At 66.8% G+C, this 14992-nt stretch carries 16 protein-coding genes; 7 read left to right on the forward strand and 9 right to left on the reverse strand.

The window, feature by feature from the left end:
• The first annotated feature begins 12 nt into the window (after positions 1-12).
• Entirely contained in the window at positions 13-798 is a 786-nt protein-coding gene (tam, locus tag HWX25_RS19720) for a trans-aconitate 2-methyltransferase (protein ID WP_175909862.1), read from the forward strand.
• Positions 799-834: 36 nt separating this feature from the next.
• Here the strand turns inward: tam and HWX25_RS19725 are convergent, their stop codons facing one another.
• Positions 835-1425, reverse strand: coding sequence for a GNAT family N-acetyltransferase (locus tag HWX25_RS19725; protein ID WP_059818426.1), 591 nt, complete (start codon positions 1423-1425; stop codon positions 835-837).
• Between the two features lie 294 nt (positions 1426-1719).
• Between HWX25_RS19725 and HWX25_RS33470 the strand changes: the two genes are divergently transcribed.
• The gene (locus HWX25_RS33470; RefSeq protein ID WP_059818425.1) at positions 1720-2010 is read left to right on the forward strand and encodes a hypothetical protein; all 291 of its coding nucleotides are present in this window, start codon (positions 1720-1722) and stop codon (positions 2008-2010) included.
• On the opposite strand, the gene HWX25_RS19735 is transcribed toward HWX25_RS33470, so the two are convergent.
• From HWX25_RS19735 to HWX25_RS19750, 4 genes are all read right to left on the reverse strand, one after another.
• Complete coding sequence (locus tag HWX25_RS19735) at positions 1971-4421, reverse strand: phospholipase C, phosphocholine-specific (RefSeq protein WP_175909864.1); 2451 nt, start codon at positions 4419-4421, stop codon at positions 1971-1973. The genes HWX25_RS33470 and HWX25_RS19735 overlap by 40 nt on opposite strands.
• A gap of 104 nt (positions 4422-4525) precedes the next feature.
• Positions 4526-4855, reverse strand: coding sequence for a hypothetical protein (locus HWX25_RS19740; protein ID WP_244138782.1), 330 nt, complete (start codon positions 4853-4855; stop codon positions 4526-4528).
• On the reverse strand, positions 4831-5511 hold the full coding sequence (locus HWX25_RS19745; RefSeq protein ID WP_175909866.1) for an HAD family hydrolase: 681 nt from the start codon (positions 5509-5511) through the stop codon (positions 4831-4833). Before HWX25_RS19745 ends, HWX25_RS19740 begins: the two co-directional genes overlap by 25 nt.
• A gap of 35 nt (positions 5512-5546) precedes the next feature.
• Positions 5547-6491 carry a choline ABC transporter substrate-binding protein gene (locus HWX25_RS19750; protein WP_082750626.1) on the reverse strand — a complete coding sequence of 315 codons (945 nt, stop codon included), beginning with the start codon at positions 6489-6491 and terminating at the stop codon, positions 5547-5549.
• Positions 6492-6753: 262 nt separating this feature from the next.
• On the opposite strand from HWX25_RS19750, the gene HWX25_RS19755 reads away from it, so the two are divergent.
• The 3 genes from HWX25_RS19755 to HWX25_RS19765 all read left to right on the forward strand — a co-directional run bounded on the left by HWX25_RS19755 (position 6754) and on the right by HWX25_RS19765 (position 8701).
• A complete protein-coding gene (locus tag HWX25_RS19755) occupies positions 6754-7434 on the forward strand; it encodes an MgtC/SapB family protein (protein ID WP_059818421.1) in 681 nt (226 codons plus the stop codon).
• Positions 7435-7477: 43 nt separating this feature from the next.
• Positions 7478-8245, forward strand: coding sequence for a DeoR/GlpR family DNA-binding transcription regulator (locus tag HWX25_RS19760; RefSeq protein ID WP_059818420.1), 768 nt, complete (start codon positions 7478-7480; stop codon positions 8243-8245).
• Between the two features lie 90 nt (positions 8246-8335).
• Positions 8336-8701: a LysR family transcriptional regulator gene (locus tag HWX25_RS19765; protein WP_236873253.1), complete on the forward strand. Its 366-nt coding sequence runs from the start codon at positions 8336-8338 to the stop codon at positions 8699-8701.
• Positions 8702-8738: 37 nt separating this feature from the next.
• On the opposite strand, the gene HWX25_RS19770 is transcribed toward HWX25_RS19765, so the two are convergent.
• Both HWX25_RS19770 and HWX25_RS19775 read right to left on the reverse strand, forming a co-directional pair.
• Positions 8739-10082 carry a DUF2325 domain-containing protein gene (locus HWX25_RS19770; RefSeq protein WP_175909868.1) on the reverse strand — a complete coding sequence of 448 codons (1344 nt, stop codon included), beginning with the start codon at positions 10080-10082 and terminating at the stop codon, positions 8739-8741.
• A 110-nt stretch (positions 10083-10192) separates the two neighbouring features.
• Positions 10193-10690 (reverse strand): hypothetical protein, encoded by a 498-nt coding sequence (locus tag HWX25_RS19775; RefSeq protein WP_175909871.1) that lies wholly within the window; start codon positions 10688-10690, stop codon positions 10193-10195.
• 277 nt (positions 10691-10967) lie between these two features.
• On the opposite strand from HWX25_RS19775, the gene HWX25_RS19780 reads away from it, so the two are divergent.
• Positions 10968-11780 carry a methyltransferase domain-containing protein gene (locus HWX25_RS19780; RefSeq protein ID WP_175909873.1) on the forward strand — a complete coding sequence of 271 codons (813 nt, stop codon included), beginning with the start codon at positions 10968-10970 and terminating at the stop codon, positions 11778-11780.
• Between the two features lie 149 nt (positions 11781-11929).
• On the forward strand, positions 11930-12334 hold the full coding sequence (locus tag HWX25_RS19785) for a nuclear transport factor 2 family protein (protein WP_059818416.1): 405 nt from the start codon (positions 11930-11932) through the stop codon (positions 12332-12334).
• An 81-nt stretch (positions 12335-12415) separates the two neighbouring features.
• Here the strand turns inward: HWX25_RS19785 and HWX25_RS19790 are convergent, their stop codons facing one another.
• Both HWX25_RS19790 and speB read right to left on the reverse strand, forming a co-directional pair.
• Positions 12416-13897, reverse strand: a complete 1482-nt coding sequence (locus HWX25_RS19790) for an aldehyde dehydrogenase family protein (RefSeq protein WP_175909875.1) — start codon at positions 13895-13897, stop codon at positions 12416-12418.
• 22 nt (positions 13898-13919) lie between these two features.
• Positions 13920-14870: an agmatinase gene (gene speB, locus HWX25_RS19795; protein ID WP_175909877.1), complete on the reverse strand. Its 951-nt coding sequence runs from the start codon at positions 14868-14870 to the stop codon at positions 13920-13922.
• Between the last annotated feature and the right edge of the window lie 122 nt (positions 14871-14992).

The following is a 14992-nucleotide window of genomic DNA, read 5'->3' on the forward strand; positions in this document are numbered from 1 at the left end:
AGGAGGCATACCGTGACGACATCACTCGATCAATACGCCAACCAGTACGTGCGATTCGAAGACGAACGCACGCGGCCCGTGCGCGATCTGCTGGCCGCCGTGCCGGATACGCCGATCCATACCGCGATCGACATCGGCTGCGGGCCCGGCAATTCGACCGAAGCGCTGATCGCGCGCGCGCCCGACGCGACGGTTCGCGGGATCGATGCGTCGCTGGACATGATCGCGGCCGCGCGCAAGCGCCTGCCCGCGCTGCGTTTCGATCTCGCGGATGTCTCCACCTGGGACGATCCGGGCGGCTACGATCTGATTCTGTCGAATGCGGTGCTGCAATGGGTGCCCGCGCACGACACGCTGTTTCCGTCGCTCGTCGGCCGGCTCGCGCCGGGTGGCCATCTCGCCGTGCAGATGCCGGACAACCTCGACGAGCCCGCGCACCGGCTGATGCGCGAGGTCGCCGCGGCCGGACCGTGGGCGCACAAGCTGAAGGACGCGGCGCGCACCGAGCGGTTCGACGCGCGGTATTACTACACGTTGCTGTCGCCGTCGTGTTCGCGGGTGGATGTCTGGCGCACGACTTACTACCATCCGTTGCGCGGCGGGATCGATGCGGTCGTCGAATGGTTCAAGGGCAGCGCGCTGCGGCCGTTCCTCGCGGCGCTGGACGAAAGCGAACGCGACGCATTCGTCGCGCGCTATCGCGACGCGCTCGCCGGTCCGGACGGCTATCCGCTGCTCGACGACGGCACCGTGTTGCTGCCGTTTCCGCGCCTGTTCATCGTCGCGACGCGGAAGTAACGCGAAAGCAGGACCGGGGCGGCGGCTGGTCGTCGGTCAGGACGCCGGCCGCATCGATTCCGGATCGACCGTCCGGCTCTTCGCGGACTGCCCGTCACGCAGGTCCTTGTACCAGAAGAGGGCGACTTCCCCGTCGTTCGCGCCGTCGGCGTAAAGGAAGCGGTCGTGGCCGCCGATGACGAAGCCCGCACGCGCGTACGTGCAGCAGGCCGCGACGTTGTTCGCCTGCGTTTCCAGCCGCATGAAGCCGAACCCGCGGTTGCGCGCCCACGCTTCCGCGGCCGCCAGCAGGAACTGGCCGATCCCTTGGCGCCGGCAACCGCGGTCGACCGCGAGTTCCGCTATTTCGGCCATTCCGTTCCAGCTTTCGGTGATCGCGACGAATCCCGCGAGGCGCCCGCCCGCGCTCGCGCGGAACAGCGCGGTACCGCTGGACGCCTCGCGCGCCCAGCCGGCCGGGTCGAAGCCGTAGTCCTTGCGCCGCACGGGCAGCGCGCGCAAATCGAGCAGATCCTGGTACGGCGCATTCAGCTCCCACGCGATCTCGAACGAAAAGTCGCATCCGTTCAGTTCGTCGGCGGGCAGATCGACCGCCTGTTCGATGCTGATGTGCTCGGCTCGGTCCATGTGTGTCGGTGTCCTGTCTTCAGCGGGATTGCCAAGTATTTCCCCCGGGGCGAGCGCCGCCTTGCGGCGAGCCGGATCGCGCCCGTTCCTGTTTCGAATTGCTGCGCTCGCACAATGCTTCCCCCGCAGCGCGATTCAACGCCCGATTATGCGGGATATCGGCGGCGACGCTGCATCGACCTGGAACGGGTATGCAGCCACGCCACGCATCGGCGCGAAACGCGATATGTTCAGCGGTGCATACCGAAATGGCGATCGACCTAACCGACCCATATTCGCCGGCACAGGAGCACGATGTTGAATTCGACGCAGCGGGAAGCCGTCGGCGAAGCGTTTTCGCTCGGCGAGATGCGGCGCGCAAGAATGCACGCGGTCTACAAGGTCGGCAATCTGGGCGATTCCGACGGCGCACCGGCCGCCGGGCTGTGGATCCTCGAAATCCGGAGCGCGCATCCGACGCGGCCGTTCGGCGCGTTCCACGAGGACTTGCTGATGAGAGCCGAGCCGGGCGACGCGCGCCGTGAACGCGCGTCGCCCGCCGCTCGTCAGATGCTGATCGCGACCGGGCCTGCCAGCGGCGTGTAGCCGTCGTCGAAGAGGAACCACGCATCGTACTGGCCCGACGCCAGCGCGCTGTTCGCCGTCGTCGAGAACAGCAGCGAGCCCGTGCTCTTCGGCAGATACGCCCACGACTTGTAGCCGCCCTTGGTCGGTTGCGCGCCGCGCGGATAGATGCCAACCCAGTTCTTCGGGCTGTGGCGCCATGGCGGCACGACGTAGTCGAACCGCAGCGTGCCGTACGACGAGCCCTGCGACGACAGCGCGGGCACGAACTTTCCGTTCGTATTGCCGATCGCCGAATCGGTCAGCAGCGCGCCTGCTTGCGCCTGCACGCAGCCGGCCACACGGCGCAGGAAGTTCGGGTCGTTCGCGTCGCGGATGCTCGCGTCGTACCAGCCTGCGTCGCCGTACCACGTCACGGCCTGCGTCGCGCCGGCCGGCACGCTGACCGACTGCGGCGTGTTCATTCCGTACGCGTTGTCGACGAGCTGGAACGTCGTCGCGCTCGATCCGGCGGTGTTGTCGAGCGTGATCTGTACGTTGCCGTTCTGCACGTCGTAACAGAGGCTGACTTCGGCCGACGAACCGGTATTTCCCGACGCGCCGACATTGCCGCGGAACGTCTGCAGGAATCCGTTCGGCCCGTAGACCGAATAGTCGTAGCCGCCGGCCGAGTTCAGCGCGAGCGAATCGGACAGGGTCGTGCACGCGTTCGCGCCGGCGCCGATCGTGTATTGCCGCGGGATCGCGCTGGTGCCGTCGACCCACGCCTGCAGATGCACGCCCGCCGTGCCGGTATTGGTCATCGTCAGCGCGAGCGTCTTGCCGGAGCGGTTGACCTTGCCCTGCACGAAGAACTCGTAAGGCAGCCGGCATGCCGCATTGCGGCCGGTCGTTTGTGCCGGCACAGCGGTGGTGGTCGCCGGCGGGATGATGACCGTCCAGCCGTTCGGGTCCATGTTGCTGGCCGGGCTCGGGATCGCGGGCACCGTCTGGTCGGGATTGGTGAAGTCGAATGCCGACGTGAGATCGCCACACACGGTGCGCCGCCACGGCGTGATGTTGGTTTCCTGCAGCCCGAAGCGCGTTTCCAGAAAGCGGATCACCGACGTGTGATCGAACACTTGCGAGTTGACCTTGCCGCCTTTCGACCACGGCGAGATCACGAACATCGGCACACGCGGGCCGAGGCCGATCGGCACGTCGCCGCTGGCCGATCCGTCGGACGCCGCGCCGCTACTGCCGACGAATTCGGCCGCGGTCGAGACCGTCGACCGGCCTGTGCCCGCGGATGCGCTGGATGGCACGGCGGGCGGCACGTGGTCGAACAGGCCGTCGTTCTCGTCGTACATCACGAGCAGCACCGTACTGGCCCAGACTTTCGGATTCGACGTCAGCACGTTGAGGACGTTGCTCACATACCATTCGCCGCCGCTCGCGGCCCACGACGGATGTTCGCAGTACGCGTAGGGCGCGGCGATCCACGATACCTGCGGCAGCGTGTCGTTCGCGACGTCGGCCTGCAACTGGCTGAACAGGCGCGTGTCGTATTCGGTGCCGCCACCCGTCGGGTCGATTTGCGTGCCGTTGAGCGCCGGCGCGAGCGGATCGGTCGCGCCGAGGTTCTGGTACTGCCTGAAGTTGAGGATGACGTTGTCGCCGTAGTTGCCGTTCCACCAGAGATCCTTGCTGGAGCCGTTGTACTCGCCGTAACCGTGCGCGGCATCGAGCCCGTTGCCCTTGTCCTGGTAGAACTTCCACGTGACGCCGGCCGCATTCAGCCGTTCCGGCATCGTGGTCCAGCCGGTGCCGGTCATCGTGTTGGTCGTGTACGGCGTGTAGCCGGGCACGTTGCCGCAGCAACCGGTCCACAGATACAGGCGGTTTGGGTCGGTCGGCCCGAGCATCGAGCAGTGGTAGCCGTCGCACACGGTGAAGGCGCTAGCCAGCGCGTAATAGAACGGGATGTCGTTCTGCGTGAAGTAGTACATCGTGCCGCTGGTCTTCGCGCCGGCCCAGTTGTCGTAACGGCCGTTGTTCCATGCGCTGTGCGTGCCGTTCCAGCTGTGGTCGAGGTCGCCGTAATAGGTGTCGCCGTTCGCGCTGCCGGCCGGCGGCGACGGGTTGAACGGGAACACGTACGACAGCAGCCATGGCTGGCGCCAGACCGGATACCCGCTCGAGATCACGACCGGGCGCGGATCGCCGAAGCCGCGCGCGCTGCGCAGCGTGCCGAGGTAGTGGTCGAACGACCGGTTTTCCTGCATCAGGATCACGACGTGCTTCACGTCCTGGATCGTGCCGGTGACGGTCGCCGCCGGAATCGACTGCGCGCGCAGGATGCTTTCGGGCAGCATGCCGGTGACTGCCGTGGCACCCGCGAGCTTCAGCGCATCGGCCAGGAACTGACGTCGTGTCGTGGATTTGTTTTGCATGTTCGCTCTCTGTCATGAATGGCCGGACGGACTGGCCGGACGCCCTCGCGCTTCAAACGCCGCGCGTTGCGATCGCAGTCACGCCGGACAAGGGCAGGTGCCCGTCAGTGGCAAGCCGTGGCGCAGTGCAGGACCGGCGCGGCGGCCGGGCCCGATGCCGATGCGCGGTTCGCGGCGAGGTTGCCGGCCGCGCCGGAATCGCCATCGCCGCAACCGGCCAGCGTGCAAAGGAGCGCGATCATGAAAGCGCCGCGCCAGTGCGGAAAGCGGCTTTCCTTGCCGGCGGGCGGAGCGGAGTGGTCGCAACTCGATTCGAGTCGGATTCCTGAGTGATTGACGTGCGTCGTTCCTGTTCCTGCTTTCATTGCCCCTCCAGAAATGAAATGAACAGCGGAGAATATCGTCCGAATCAGAACAACTTCATGACAGGCCATCCGCGCGTGCCGGCGACGTGCGACAGCCTTGCATCGGGATTGGTCGCGACCGGATGCGTGACGTAATCGAGCAACGGCACGTCGTTGATCGAATCGCTGTAGAAGTAGGTTCGTTCGAAATCCGACGGTGCGTAGCCGAGCGATTCGAGCCATGCGTTCGTGCGCACGACCTTCCCTTCGCGAAAACTCGGCACGCCGGTGCTGCGTCCGGTGAACCGTCCGCCCGGCGTGCCGTCGTCGGTATCGAGCTCGATGCCGAGTAGATGCTCGATTCCAAACTCGGCGGCGATCGGCCGCGTCACGAACACGTTGGTCGCGGTGACGATGCAGCAGAGATCGCCGTTCTCGCGATGGCGATCGACGAGCGCGCGCGCCTGCGGCGTGATGGCCGGCCGGATCACCTCGTCCATGAATTGCGCGTGCCAGCGTTCGAGCTCGGCCCGCGGATAGCGGGTGAGCGGCGCGAGCGTCACCGCGAGATACGCGTCCATGTCGAGCGTGCCGGCTGCGTAGTGGCCGTAGTGCTCGTCGATCAGCGCCGCGTGCGTGTCGTCCTCCAGCGAGCCGACCCGGGCGATGAAGCGGCCCCAGGCCTGGTCGCTGTCGAGCGGAAGCAGCGTATGGTCGAGATCGAACAGCGCGAGATTCCTGTGCATGTGAAAGTCCTTGTATTGCCTGCCTGCTGGCGTGCTCATGCGCCGATGAGTTTCTCGATCGCGTCCTTCGCGTTCTTCCCGTCGATGGTCGTGACGCCGTCGAGCCACTTCGACAGCACGCCCGGGTTCTTCCTCGCCCATTCCTTCGCGACCGCGACAGGGTCCGCGTGATTCATGATCGGCACCATCAGCTGGTTCTCTTCGTCGGTCGTGAATTTCAGGTTGGTCAGCAGGCGGCCGACGTTCGGGCAGCGTTCGAGGTAGCCGGGCGTGACGAGCGTGTAGACCTTCGCGGAGCCGTAGTTCGGGCCGAACACGCCGTCGCCGCCTTCCAGGTACGCGATCTTGTAGTTGATGTTCATCGGATGCGGCTCCCACGCGAGGAACACGATCATCCGGTGTTCCTGCACCGCGCGCGTCACCTGCACCAGCATCCCGGCCTCGCTCGACTCGACGAGCTTGAAGCCGCCGAGCCCGAATTCGTTCCGGTCGATCATCCGCTGGATCAGCGCGTTGCCGTTGTTGCCGGCGCCGATTCCGTAGATCTTGCCGTCGAGCTGGTCGCGAAACTTCGCGATGTCGGCGAAGCTCTTCAGGCCCTTGTCCGATGCGTATTGCGGCACGGCCAGCGTGTAACGCGCGCCGACCAGATTCGGCTGCGGTAGCAGGTGCACGGCGCCGGCGTCGACGAACGGCTTCACCGTCGGCGTCATGCTCGGATCCCAGTAGCCGAGGAACGCATCGATCTGCGCCTTCTTCACGCCGGCCAGCACGATCGGCGGCGACGCGATCGTCTTGCTGGCTTCGTAGCCGAGCCCGTCGAGCAGCATCATCGCGACGCCGGTCGTGGCCGCGATGTCGCTCCAGCCGACGTCGCCGAGCGTCACCTTCCTGCAGACGTCGCTTTCGGATGCGTGAACGGGCGCCGTCGCGATCGACGCGAGCAGCATTGCGGCCAGCATCCATGCCTTCTTCATCATGTTGGTATCCTAAGCAAGTGTTCCGGATCGGGTTGCGTGAGTGGTCCGACGATCGATCGTATTGATCGGATGAAACAAGCGAACTTGGGTCTAGCCGCGCGGTTTTTCGTAACGTATATTAGAACGCACAAAATCGCAAGTTCGCACAAAAATACAACCCGCGGCGCGCGCGAACCGTCAGCCGGACGAAAGCAGGACACGTCGGGCGGCGGTCCGGGCGGGCCGCGTTTCATCAAGTCGGTTCAAGAAAAGGAGGCATCGCATGATCAGTCAGATGGAAATCATCTCCCGCCTGTTGCTGGCCGCGCTGCTGGGCAGCATCATCGGCATCGAGCGCGAACGGCTGTCGTGGGCGGCCGGCTTGCGCACGCACATGCTGGTGGCGGTCGGCGCGGCGCTCGTGATGGTCGTGTCGGCGTTCGGCTTCGCGGACATCCAGAATGCGAAGAACGTCTCGCTCGACCCGTCGCGAGTCGCCGCGCAGGTCGTGTCGGGCATCGGCTTTCTCGGCGCCGGGTCGATCATGCTGCGCGGCGAGATCATCCGCGGGCTGACGACGGCGGCGAGCCTGTGGGTCGTCGCGGCGGTCGGGCTGGCGGTGGGCGGCGGCATGTACGTCGCCGCGATCGCCGCGACGGCGATCGTGCTGACGATCCTCGCCGGCCTGAAGCCGATCGAGAAGCGCTTCTTCGCCGCGCGGCAGCGCTGGGGCGTGCGCATCCTCGCGAGCCGCGGCGCGGTGAAGCTGACGTCGCTGCAGGCGATGCCCGGCATCGACCAGGCGCGCATCGTCCAGTTCGTCATCGAACAGGACGACGCAACACCGGACGACGACCGGATCCACGTGGTGTTCTCGAAGATGACGAGCCGCGAATTCCAGGTGGTCCGTCAATCACTGCAGACCCTCGGCGGGGTCAAAAAGATGGAGGAGAGCGCCGCGTAGCCTCGGTTCGAATACCATTGACGTTCATTTCCAAGGACATTTCATGTGGCAAGAAGAGCGATATCAGAGGATCCGGCTTCTGTTATCGAAGATGCAGCGCGTCTCCACCGACCGGATCATGGCTGACCTGAACGTGTCGCGGGAAACCGTGCGCCGCGATCTCGTCGATCTCGAGGCGATGGGGGAACTGAAACGCGTGCACGGCGGCGCGGTGCAGGTGGGAGACGAAGCGCCGATCGCCGAACGCGCGCAGACGCACGTGAAGGCGAAGCAGGCGATCGCGCGCGCCGCGGCACGGCTCGTCACGGGTTCGCAGACGCTGTTCATCGATGCCGGCACGACCACCACGTTGCTGGCCGAGGAACTGGCGAAACTGTCCGGCCTCACGATCGTCACGAACTCGATCGACGTCGCGCTGAAGATGCGCTCGAGCGACCCCGGCCAGGCGAAGAACGAAACGATCCTGCTCGGCGGGATGATCGGCAGCCGCGCGGCCGCGACGGTCGGCGACGGGACGATCGCCGAGATCTTCCGCTATCGCGCCGATCTCGCGTTGCTGTCGCCGGTCGGCGTCGACCACGTGCGCGGCGCGACGAACTACGACCGGATGGAAACGGAAGTCGCGCGAGCGATGGTCGCCAACGCGGCGGACGTCGCGATCCTGGCCGACTTCAGCAAGCTCGGCACGAACAGCCGGATCGGCTTTTGCGAACCCGCGCGGATCGGCACGCTCGTGACGGACCAGAAGGCGGAATCGGTCGACAGCTACCCGAGCATCAAGAAGGCCATCCGGAACATCGTGCTGTCGTGATGGAGATCGTCGCCCACATGCTCGAGCGCCGAGCGGGCGCCGCGTCATCCATCGTGTATGCTTGCCCGCATCGTTCCACCGGCAGACAACATGAAGACTTCGGCACACTCCAAGCCAGAGGTGCGGTTCAGAATGCGCATCCAGCAGGCCGGCACGATCGCGCTCGGGCCGGGCAAGGTCGCGCTGCTCGAGGCCGTGCGCGAGCACGGCTCGATTTCGGCGGCGGCGCGCAGCCTCGAGATGTCGTACCGGCGCGCATGGCTGCTGATGGACGAGCTGAACCGGTCGCTGAAGTCGCCCGCGACGGTGTCCGAACACGGTGGCCAGAGTGGTGGCGGCAGTGTGCTCACGCCGGTCGGCGAAGAGATCATCCGGCTTTATCGCGAGATTGAGGAACGGGCGTACGCGGCCTGTGCGGGCGAAATCGCCGCACTGACCAAGATGGTGCGCCGCTGAAGCTTGCGCGGTTGCACGGTCGTGCGATGCAGGTGGCCTACCCGTGCCGCAGGCAGAAGCGCGACGCTTCGCCCGCCGGCACATCCGGCGGCACGACCTCGCGCGCATGCGCATCGAGCCGCCCGATGAGTTCGACGAAACTGGCGACGCTCGCGGTCCGCAGCGGGTAGTACGCGATCTGGTGGCGTTCGCACATCCGCTTGAGCAGGTTCACCGAATCGTGGTCGACGCAGTCGACCGGGAATACCACCAGATTCGCGCCCGGCAGCGCGGCGGCCAGCAAGCCCTTGCGATCCTCGATGCCGCCGTCGTGCAAAGTCAGTTCGCCGCCCGCCGTCTCGACGATCCGCTGGATCGCGCGGTTCGACCCGGGCCGGCCGCCGACATAGACGACGCGCTTGCGCCGCAGCATCGACAGCGACTCCGCCGCGGGCGCGGCCGGATCGTCGGTCGATGCCTGCACAGTCTGTTCGATCGCGCTCGCCTCGGCGCGCAGGGTCTTCACCATCGCCGTCAGGTCGTCGAGCCGCGCGCGCATCGCCCGCGCGCTCGCCTGTTCCGCGGCGATCCGCTGTTCCGCCGCCTCGCGGCGGCTCGTGTGCAGCGCCACGCGTTCGTCGCGCGCGGCCAGCGCCTCGCGCAGTTCTCGCACTTCGTCACGCAACGCGCTTTCGGCGCGCGTCGTCGGTGCGTTTCGGCGTGCATCGCGTTCATCCAGTTCCTTCAATGCGGCATCGCGCGCCATGCTCATCTCGTGCAGGCGTGCCTGTTGCCGCTTGATCTTCGCGTGCAGCGCGGCATTTTCTTCCTCGAGCGCGACCAGCCGGCGAATGTCGGCACGATTGGCTGCGCCGACGAGGTGCGACAGCATGTGCAAATCGCCGAACGCGGTCTGGCGCACGGCCATCGTCGTGCGCGGATGCGTCATCAGCGCCCAGTACGCGGGCGGGATGTCGCCGCTTTTCAGCGCGTCCTGCCACAGCGCGAGAAGCGCATCGGCATCCTTTGCCTTGTCGAACGCGTGTATCGCGCCCGCATAGCGTTCGTCGAGCACTTTGTGCAGTGCCTTGCCGCCGGCCGCGCCCTCGATCGCGAGCTGGACGGCCGCGTGGTGGATGTCCAGATCGGTCGCGCGCTGGCGGTCGAGATCGGTGAATTTCGGTACGAGCTTGCGCAGTTCGTGCGTGGTCAGGCACGTGCCGACGATCGAGCAATGCAGGTTCGAATCGAGCTCGGACAGACGCGCGCGGCGCTTCAGCTCGACTTGCTGCACACGGGACGGCGTGCAGCAGGCGTCGGTCCGCCCGGAGCCGGCGGACGCAGGGCCACCGGACGGCGGCAGGCCCGCCGTGCGGGCCAGGCGAAAGGGCGGAGCGTGCATGTGGACCTCGATCCGGGCCCGACGGGCCGGAGACGGATGCGCGAAAGATGGAGCGCAATATACCACGGAATATAACGGTCGAAATGCCGGCGAAATGCGCGATTCACGACTCAGCAGAGGGCAGCCGATTCCGGGCGCGGTGCGGATGCGTGACGTTCGATCACGTGCTCGACGCACAGCCCGACCAGCAGCACGTCGACGCGCTCCAGCGCGGCCACCGCGTCGCGCATCGCGGCCGGGTCGTTGCTGAATGCGTCGGAGAACACGTCGTCGCGCGTGCGCTCGAGGCCGCGTGCCAGCCCGATCGCGCGTTCGAGGTCGGACACGCGCGTGAAGCGGGCGGCGTGCGCGTCGCGCTCGAGCGTCGACAGCAGGTCGCGCAGGCTCAGCGCGGACAGCGTGTCGTCCGTCACGGCGGAAAAAACGCGGATGAAGCGCATGACGCTGCCGCGCAGGCGCCGGAACGCATCGACGACGTCTGTGACCTGCTGCGCGCGTTCGTCGCTCGACAACGGCCGGAGCGCGCTGATCTTGCGTATCGGTGTCGGTGCCGACGTCTGGGCGCGTGCGGTGCGTCGCGAGGCGCGATCCGTCGGCGTGCGGGGCATGGTGAATCTCCGTTGGTGCAGATGTCGATATATTCTATGGGATATATCGGTTACGCAACGAACACGCTTCGCGGATCTCGATCGACGTCGCCGATCGGCTCTTTGCGTCGGCGTGTTTCCGCCCCGGAAACCGTGGTCTTCGGCATGCATTCGCCGCCGGCGCCGCGCGCCGCTTTCAACGCCTATCATGTATCAAGCCTGTCCCGCGTTCGACATGGCTTGGTGTGTGCCGAAACGGACGCGCAACCGCGTCACTCGACGTTTGCCAGGGGGCGTGATGACCGATCTCGACAAGGTGTTTTCAGGCTCGATTCCCGCGTTCTACGACACGCTGATGGTGCCGCTGATCTTCGCCGAATACGCTGCCGACCTGGCGGAGCGCGTCGCCGCCTTCGCGCCTTGCTCGGTGCTCGAAACCGCCGCCGGCAGCGGCGCGGTCACGCGGGCGCTTGCGTCACGGCTCGGCCCCGGCGTGCGCTACGTCGTGACGGACCTCAACCAGCCGATGCTCGACTACGCCGTCACCAGACAGGGGGCCGACACCCGTATCGAATGGCGGCAGGCGGACGCGCTCGCGCTGCCGTTCGAGGATGCGTCGTTCGACGTCGTCTGCTGTCAGTTCGGTGCGATGTTCTTTCCCGACCGGGTCGCCGGCTACGTTGAGGCGCGGCGCGTGCTGGGGCCGGGCGGGCGTTTCGTCTTCAGTGTCTGGGATCGCATCGAGGCAAATGCCTTTGCCGACGAAATCACCCAGGCCGTCGCGGCGCTGTTTCCGCATGACCCGCCGCGATTCCTCGCCCGCACGCCGCACGGCTATCACGATGTCGCGCTGATCCGGGACGATCTGCGCCGCGCGGGTTTCGCCAACGTCGATATCGCGACGCACGAGAAGGCAAGTCGCGCGGCGTCTGCACGCGATGTCGCCACCGCGTATTGCCTGGGAACGCCGCTGCACGACGAAATCGTCGCGCGCGACGCCGGCTTGCTTCAGCTCGCCACGGATCGAGCAACCGCGGCCATTGCCGACCGTCATGGCGTCGGGCCGGTGGTCGGCAAGATTCAGGCGCACGTCATCGTGGCGTCGGGTTAGCGCCACCGTCGATTGCTCATACGGAATTCACACCGCTCGACTGCTGGAGAACACGCATAAGTGCCGCCTCGCGGTTCGACTATGCTGAATTGTCCGCGGCCCGAATTCCGCGCCGCGACGCAACGAACCGGTGAAGGCGGGAGGGTGCGATGAGCGAACAAGACAACGTGCAACTCGTGCAGCAGGCATACGCGGCGTTCGGCAGGGCCGATATCGACGGCATTCTGCAGACGCTTTCCGACAGTATCGACTGGTTCATCCCGGGGCCTGCCGACGTCGTTCCGTTCGTCGGCAGGCGACATGGGCCGCAGGCGGTCGCGGCGTTCTTCGCGGCGCTTGCGTCGACGCAGACCGCGGAACGGTTCGAGCCGCTCGAGTTCATCGCCAGCGGCAACCGGGTCGTCGTGCTCGGCACGCAACGCTGGCATGTTCATGCCACTGGTCGCACGTACGAAGACGACTGGGTGCATCTGCTCACGATCGAAAACGGGAAGATCGCGACGTTCGTCGAGTATCACGACACCGAGGCCGAAGCGGCGGCACATCGACCGTGACGACGCCGCGATCGTGCGCGAACATCGTCACGATTGTCGCCATCGGCAGCGTGCATCGCATGCTTCGGCCGGCCGCCCCGGTCAATCAATCGCGCGCATCACGTGGCGCAGTTCCTGGTAGCTGCGCAGGCCCGTCACGCCGAGTTCGCGGCCGATCCCGCTGAGCCCGAAGCCGCCCCAGCACACGTGCGGGTAGATGAGTTGCGGCGCGTTGATCCACACGAGCCCGGCGCGCACGCGCGCCTGGAACTGCTTCGCGATTTCCGCGTCGCGCGTCACGACGGTCGCGACGAGCCCGTAGCGCGTGTCATTCGCGAGCGCGATCGCCTCGTCGTCGGTGCGGAACGACTTGACGCACGCGACCGGGCCGAACACTTCATCGGTCCACAGCAGGTTGTCGACGGCCGGTTCGGCGACCACGACCGGCGCCATGAAGAAGCCATTGCCGCCACCCTCGGCGACGCGCCCGCTGAACGCGACGCGCGCGCCGGCCGCGATGCCTTGCTCGAGCATTGCCTCGACGCGCGTGCGCTGCGCGGCCGAGATCAGCGGCCCCATCGCGACGTGTTCGGCACAAGGCGGCGCGACGACGAGCGCGCGCACGGCCGTCTCGAACGCGGCCATGAAGCTGCGGTACACGCTGTCGTGCACGAGGATGCGCGCGGTGGCCGAGCACATCTGGCCCGCGTTCGTGAACGCACCGGCCACCGCCAGCGACACCGCGACGTCGAGATCGGCGTCGTCGCGCACGATCAGCGACGACTTGCCGCCGAGTTCGAGCGTCACGCGCTTCATGTCCTCGGCCGCGGCCTGCATGACCTTGCGGCCGGCGGCCGTGCTGCCGGTGAACGAGATCTTGTCGACCAACGGATGCGCGGACAGCGCCGCGCCGACTTCCGCGCCGCCGTTCACGACGTTGACGACGCCGTCCGGCACGCCGGCTTCGGCGATCAGGTCGAGCAGCGCGTGCTCGGTCGGCGACGTCAGTTCGGACGGCTTCATCACGACCGTGCAGCCGGCCGCCAGCGCGGGCGCGAGCTTCCACGCGGTCGTGACCATCGGGAAGTTCCACGGCACGATCAGCGCGGCCACGCCGACCGCATCGTGAAAGCGCTCGGCGGCGACGGCGTCGCTTGGCAGCGCGACCGGCTCGGCCGCGAACAGCGCAGGGTTCTCGCACAGCTGCGCGTAGTACGCGAACGTCGCGGCGACGTCGCCGACGTCGGCGTCGGCCTCGAACGGCGGCTTGCCGCTCACCTGCATCTGCAGCGCCGCAAGGCGTTCGCGGTTGGCTTCGACGCGCGCGGCGATCGTCGCGAGCAGGCGGCCGCGCTCGGCGGGCGGCGTGTCGCGCCAGCCGCCGAACGCGTCGCGCGCGGCGCGGACCGCGGCGTCGACGTGCGCGGCCGTCGCGAATTCCTGCCAGCCGATCGTCTCGCCGGTCGACGCATTGAAGATCGGCGCGCCGGCTTCATCGGAATGCGTGCGCACGGGCTGGCCGGCGATGCGCGCGGCGGGCAGCACGATGGCCGTGGCGGAAGGGGAAAGCTGAGCGGTTGACATCAACGTTTTCCTGTCGATCGGGTTAGCGGTAGGCGACGCCCGGCATCACGCAGAGCATCTCGTATGCGAGGTTCGCGCCGACGAGCGCGGTGGTGCCGGTCGGATCGTACGGCGGCGACACTTCGACGAGATCCGCGCCGACGATGTTCAGCCCCTTCATCCCGCGAATGATCTCGAGACCCTGCTGCACCGTCAGCCCGCCGATTTCCGGCGTGCCGGTGCCGGGTGCGAACGACGGATCGAGACCATCGATGTCGAAGCTCAGATAGACCGGCGTGTCGCCGATGCGTTCGCGCACCTGCGCCATCAGCGGCGCGAGCGACTTGTTCCAGCATTCCTCCGCCTGCACGACCGTGAAGCCCTGCTGGCGGCACCAGTCGAAATCGTCCGCGTGGTAGCCGGTGCCGCGCAGGCCGATCTGCGTGACCTTGTCGCATTGCAGCAGGCCGTCCTCCACCGCGCGGCGGAACGGCGTGCCGTGCGCGATCTTCTCGCCGAACATCGTGTCGTTCACGTCCGCGTGCGCGTCGACGTGCACCACGGCAACCTTGCCGTACTTCCTGTGCAGCGCGCGCAGGATCGGCCATGCGATCGTGTGATCGCCGCCGAGCGTGATCGGCCGGCAGCCGTTCGCGACGATCTCGTCATACGCTTGCTCGATGCGGCGCACCGAATCCTTCAGGTCGTACGGGTTGGTCGCGACGTCGCCGATGTCGGCGACCTGCAGCGAATCGAACGGGGCCGCGCGCGTGGCCATGTTGTACGGGCGCAGCAGCACGGATTCGGTGCGGATCTGGCGCGGGCCGAAGCGCGAACCCGAGCGGTTCGACGTGCCGAGATCGAGCGGCACGCCGACGAAGCACACGTCGAGGCCGTCGGTCGTGGTGGCCTGCGGCAGGCGCATCATCGTGGCAATGCCGCCAAAGCGCGGCATCTCGTTGCCGCCCATCGGTTGGTTCAGTTCGCGGTGCATGGGGCCGTCTCCTCTTTCTGGTGAAAAACGATCGGCCGATGGTAGAGGAGAACGCGCACGCGAAGATTTTGAAGTCGCAACGTTTACATCGATGCGGCTCGATGCGAGTGGCATTGCCGCAT

Origin of the sequence: Burkholderia sp. BCC1640 (genome assembly GCF_902833125.1) — a bacterium.
GTDB lineage: Bacteria > Pseudomonadota > Gammaproteobacteria > Burkholderiales > Burkholderiaceae > Burkholderia > Burkholderia diffusa.

Excerpts from the sequence above, each read along its gene's own strand:
- HWX25_RS19765 (WP_236873253.1), top strand. The coding sequence starts at position 8,336 with ATGAAGACTTCGGCACACTCCAAGCCAGAGGTGCGGTTCAGAATGCGC.
- HWX25_RS19790 (WP_175909875.1), bottom strand. The coding sequence starts at position 13,897 with ATGTCAACCGCTCAGCTTTCCCCTTCCGCCACGGCCATCGTGCTGCCC.
- HWX25_RS19725 (WP_059818426.1), bottom strand. The coding sequence starts at position 1,425 with ATGGACCGAGCCGAGCACATCAGCATCGAACAGGCGGTCGATCTGCCC.
- HWX25_RS19760 (WP_059818420.1), top strand. The coding sequence starts at position 7,478 with ATGTGGCAAGAAGAGCGATATCAGAGGATCCGGCTTCTGTTATCGAAG.
- HWX25_RS19785 (WP_059818416.1), top strand. The coding sequence starts at position 11,930 with ATGAGCGAACAAGACAACGTGCAACTCGTGCAGCAGGCATACGCGGCG.
- HWX25_RS19770 (WP_175909868.1), bottom strand. The coding sequence starts at position 10,082 with ATGCACGCTCCGCCCTTTCGCCTGGCCCGCACGGCGGGCCTGCCGCCG.
- HWX25_RS19755 (WP_059818421.1), top strand. The coding sequence starts at position 6,754 with ATGATCAGTCAGATGGAAATCATCTCCCGCCTGTTGCTGGCCGCGCTG.
- HWX25_RS19740 (WP_244138782.1), bottom strand. The coding sequence starts at position 4,855 with ATGGCCTGTCATGAAGTTGTTCTGATTCGGACGATATTCTCCGCTGTT.
- HWX25_RS19780 (WP_175909873.1), top strand. The coding sequence starts at position 10,968 with ATGACCGATCTCGACAAGGTGTTTTCAGGCTCGATTCCCGCGTTCTAC.
- speB (WP_175909877.1), bottom strand. The coding sequence starts at position 14,870 with ATGCACCGCGAACTGAACCAACCGATGGGCGGCAACGAGATGCCGCGC.
- HWX25_RS19750 (WP_082750626.1), bottom strand. The coding sequence starts at position 6,491 with ATGATGAAGAAGGCATGGATGCTGGCCGCAATGCTGCTCGCGTCGATC.
- HWX25_RS19735 (WP_175909864.1), bottom strand. The coding sequence starts at position 4,421 with ATGCAAAACAAATCCACGACACGACGTCAGTTCCTGGCCGATGCGCTG.
- HWX25_RS19745 (WP_175909866.1), bottom strand. The coding sequence starts at position 5,511 with ATGCACAGGAATCTCGCGCTGTTCGATCTCGACCATACGCTGCTTCCG.
- HWX25_RS33470 (WP_059818425.1), top strand. The coding sequence starts at position 1,720 with ATGTTGAATTCGACGCAGCGGGAAGCCGTCGGCGAAGCGTTTTCGCTC.
- HWX25_RS19775 (WP_175909871.1), bottom strand. The coding sequence starts at position 10,690 with ATGCCCCGCACGCCGACGGATCGCGCCTCGCGACGCACCGCACGCGCC.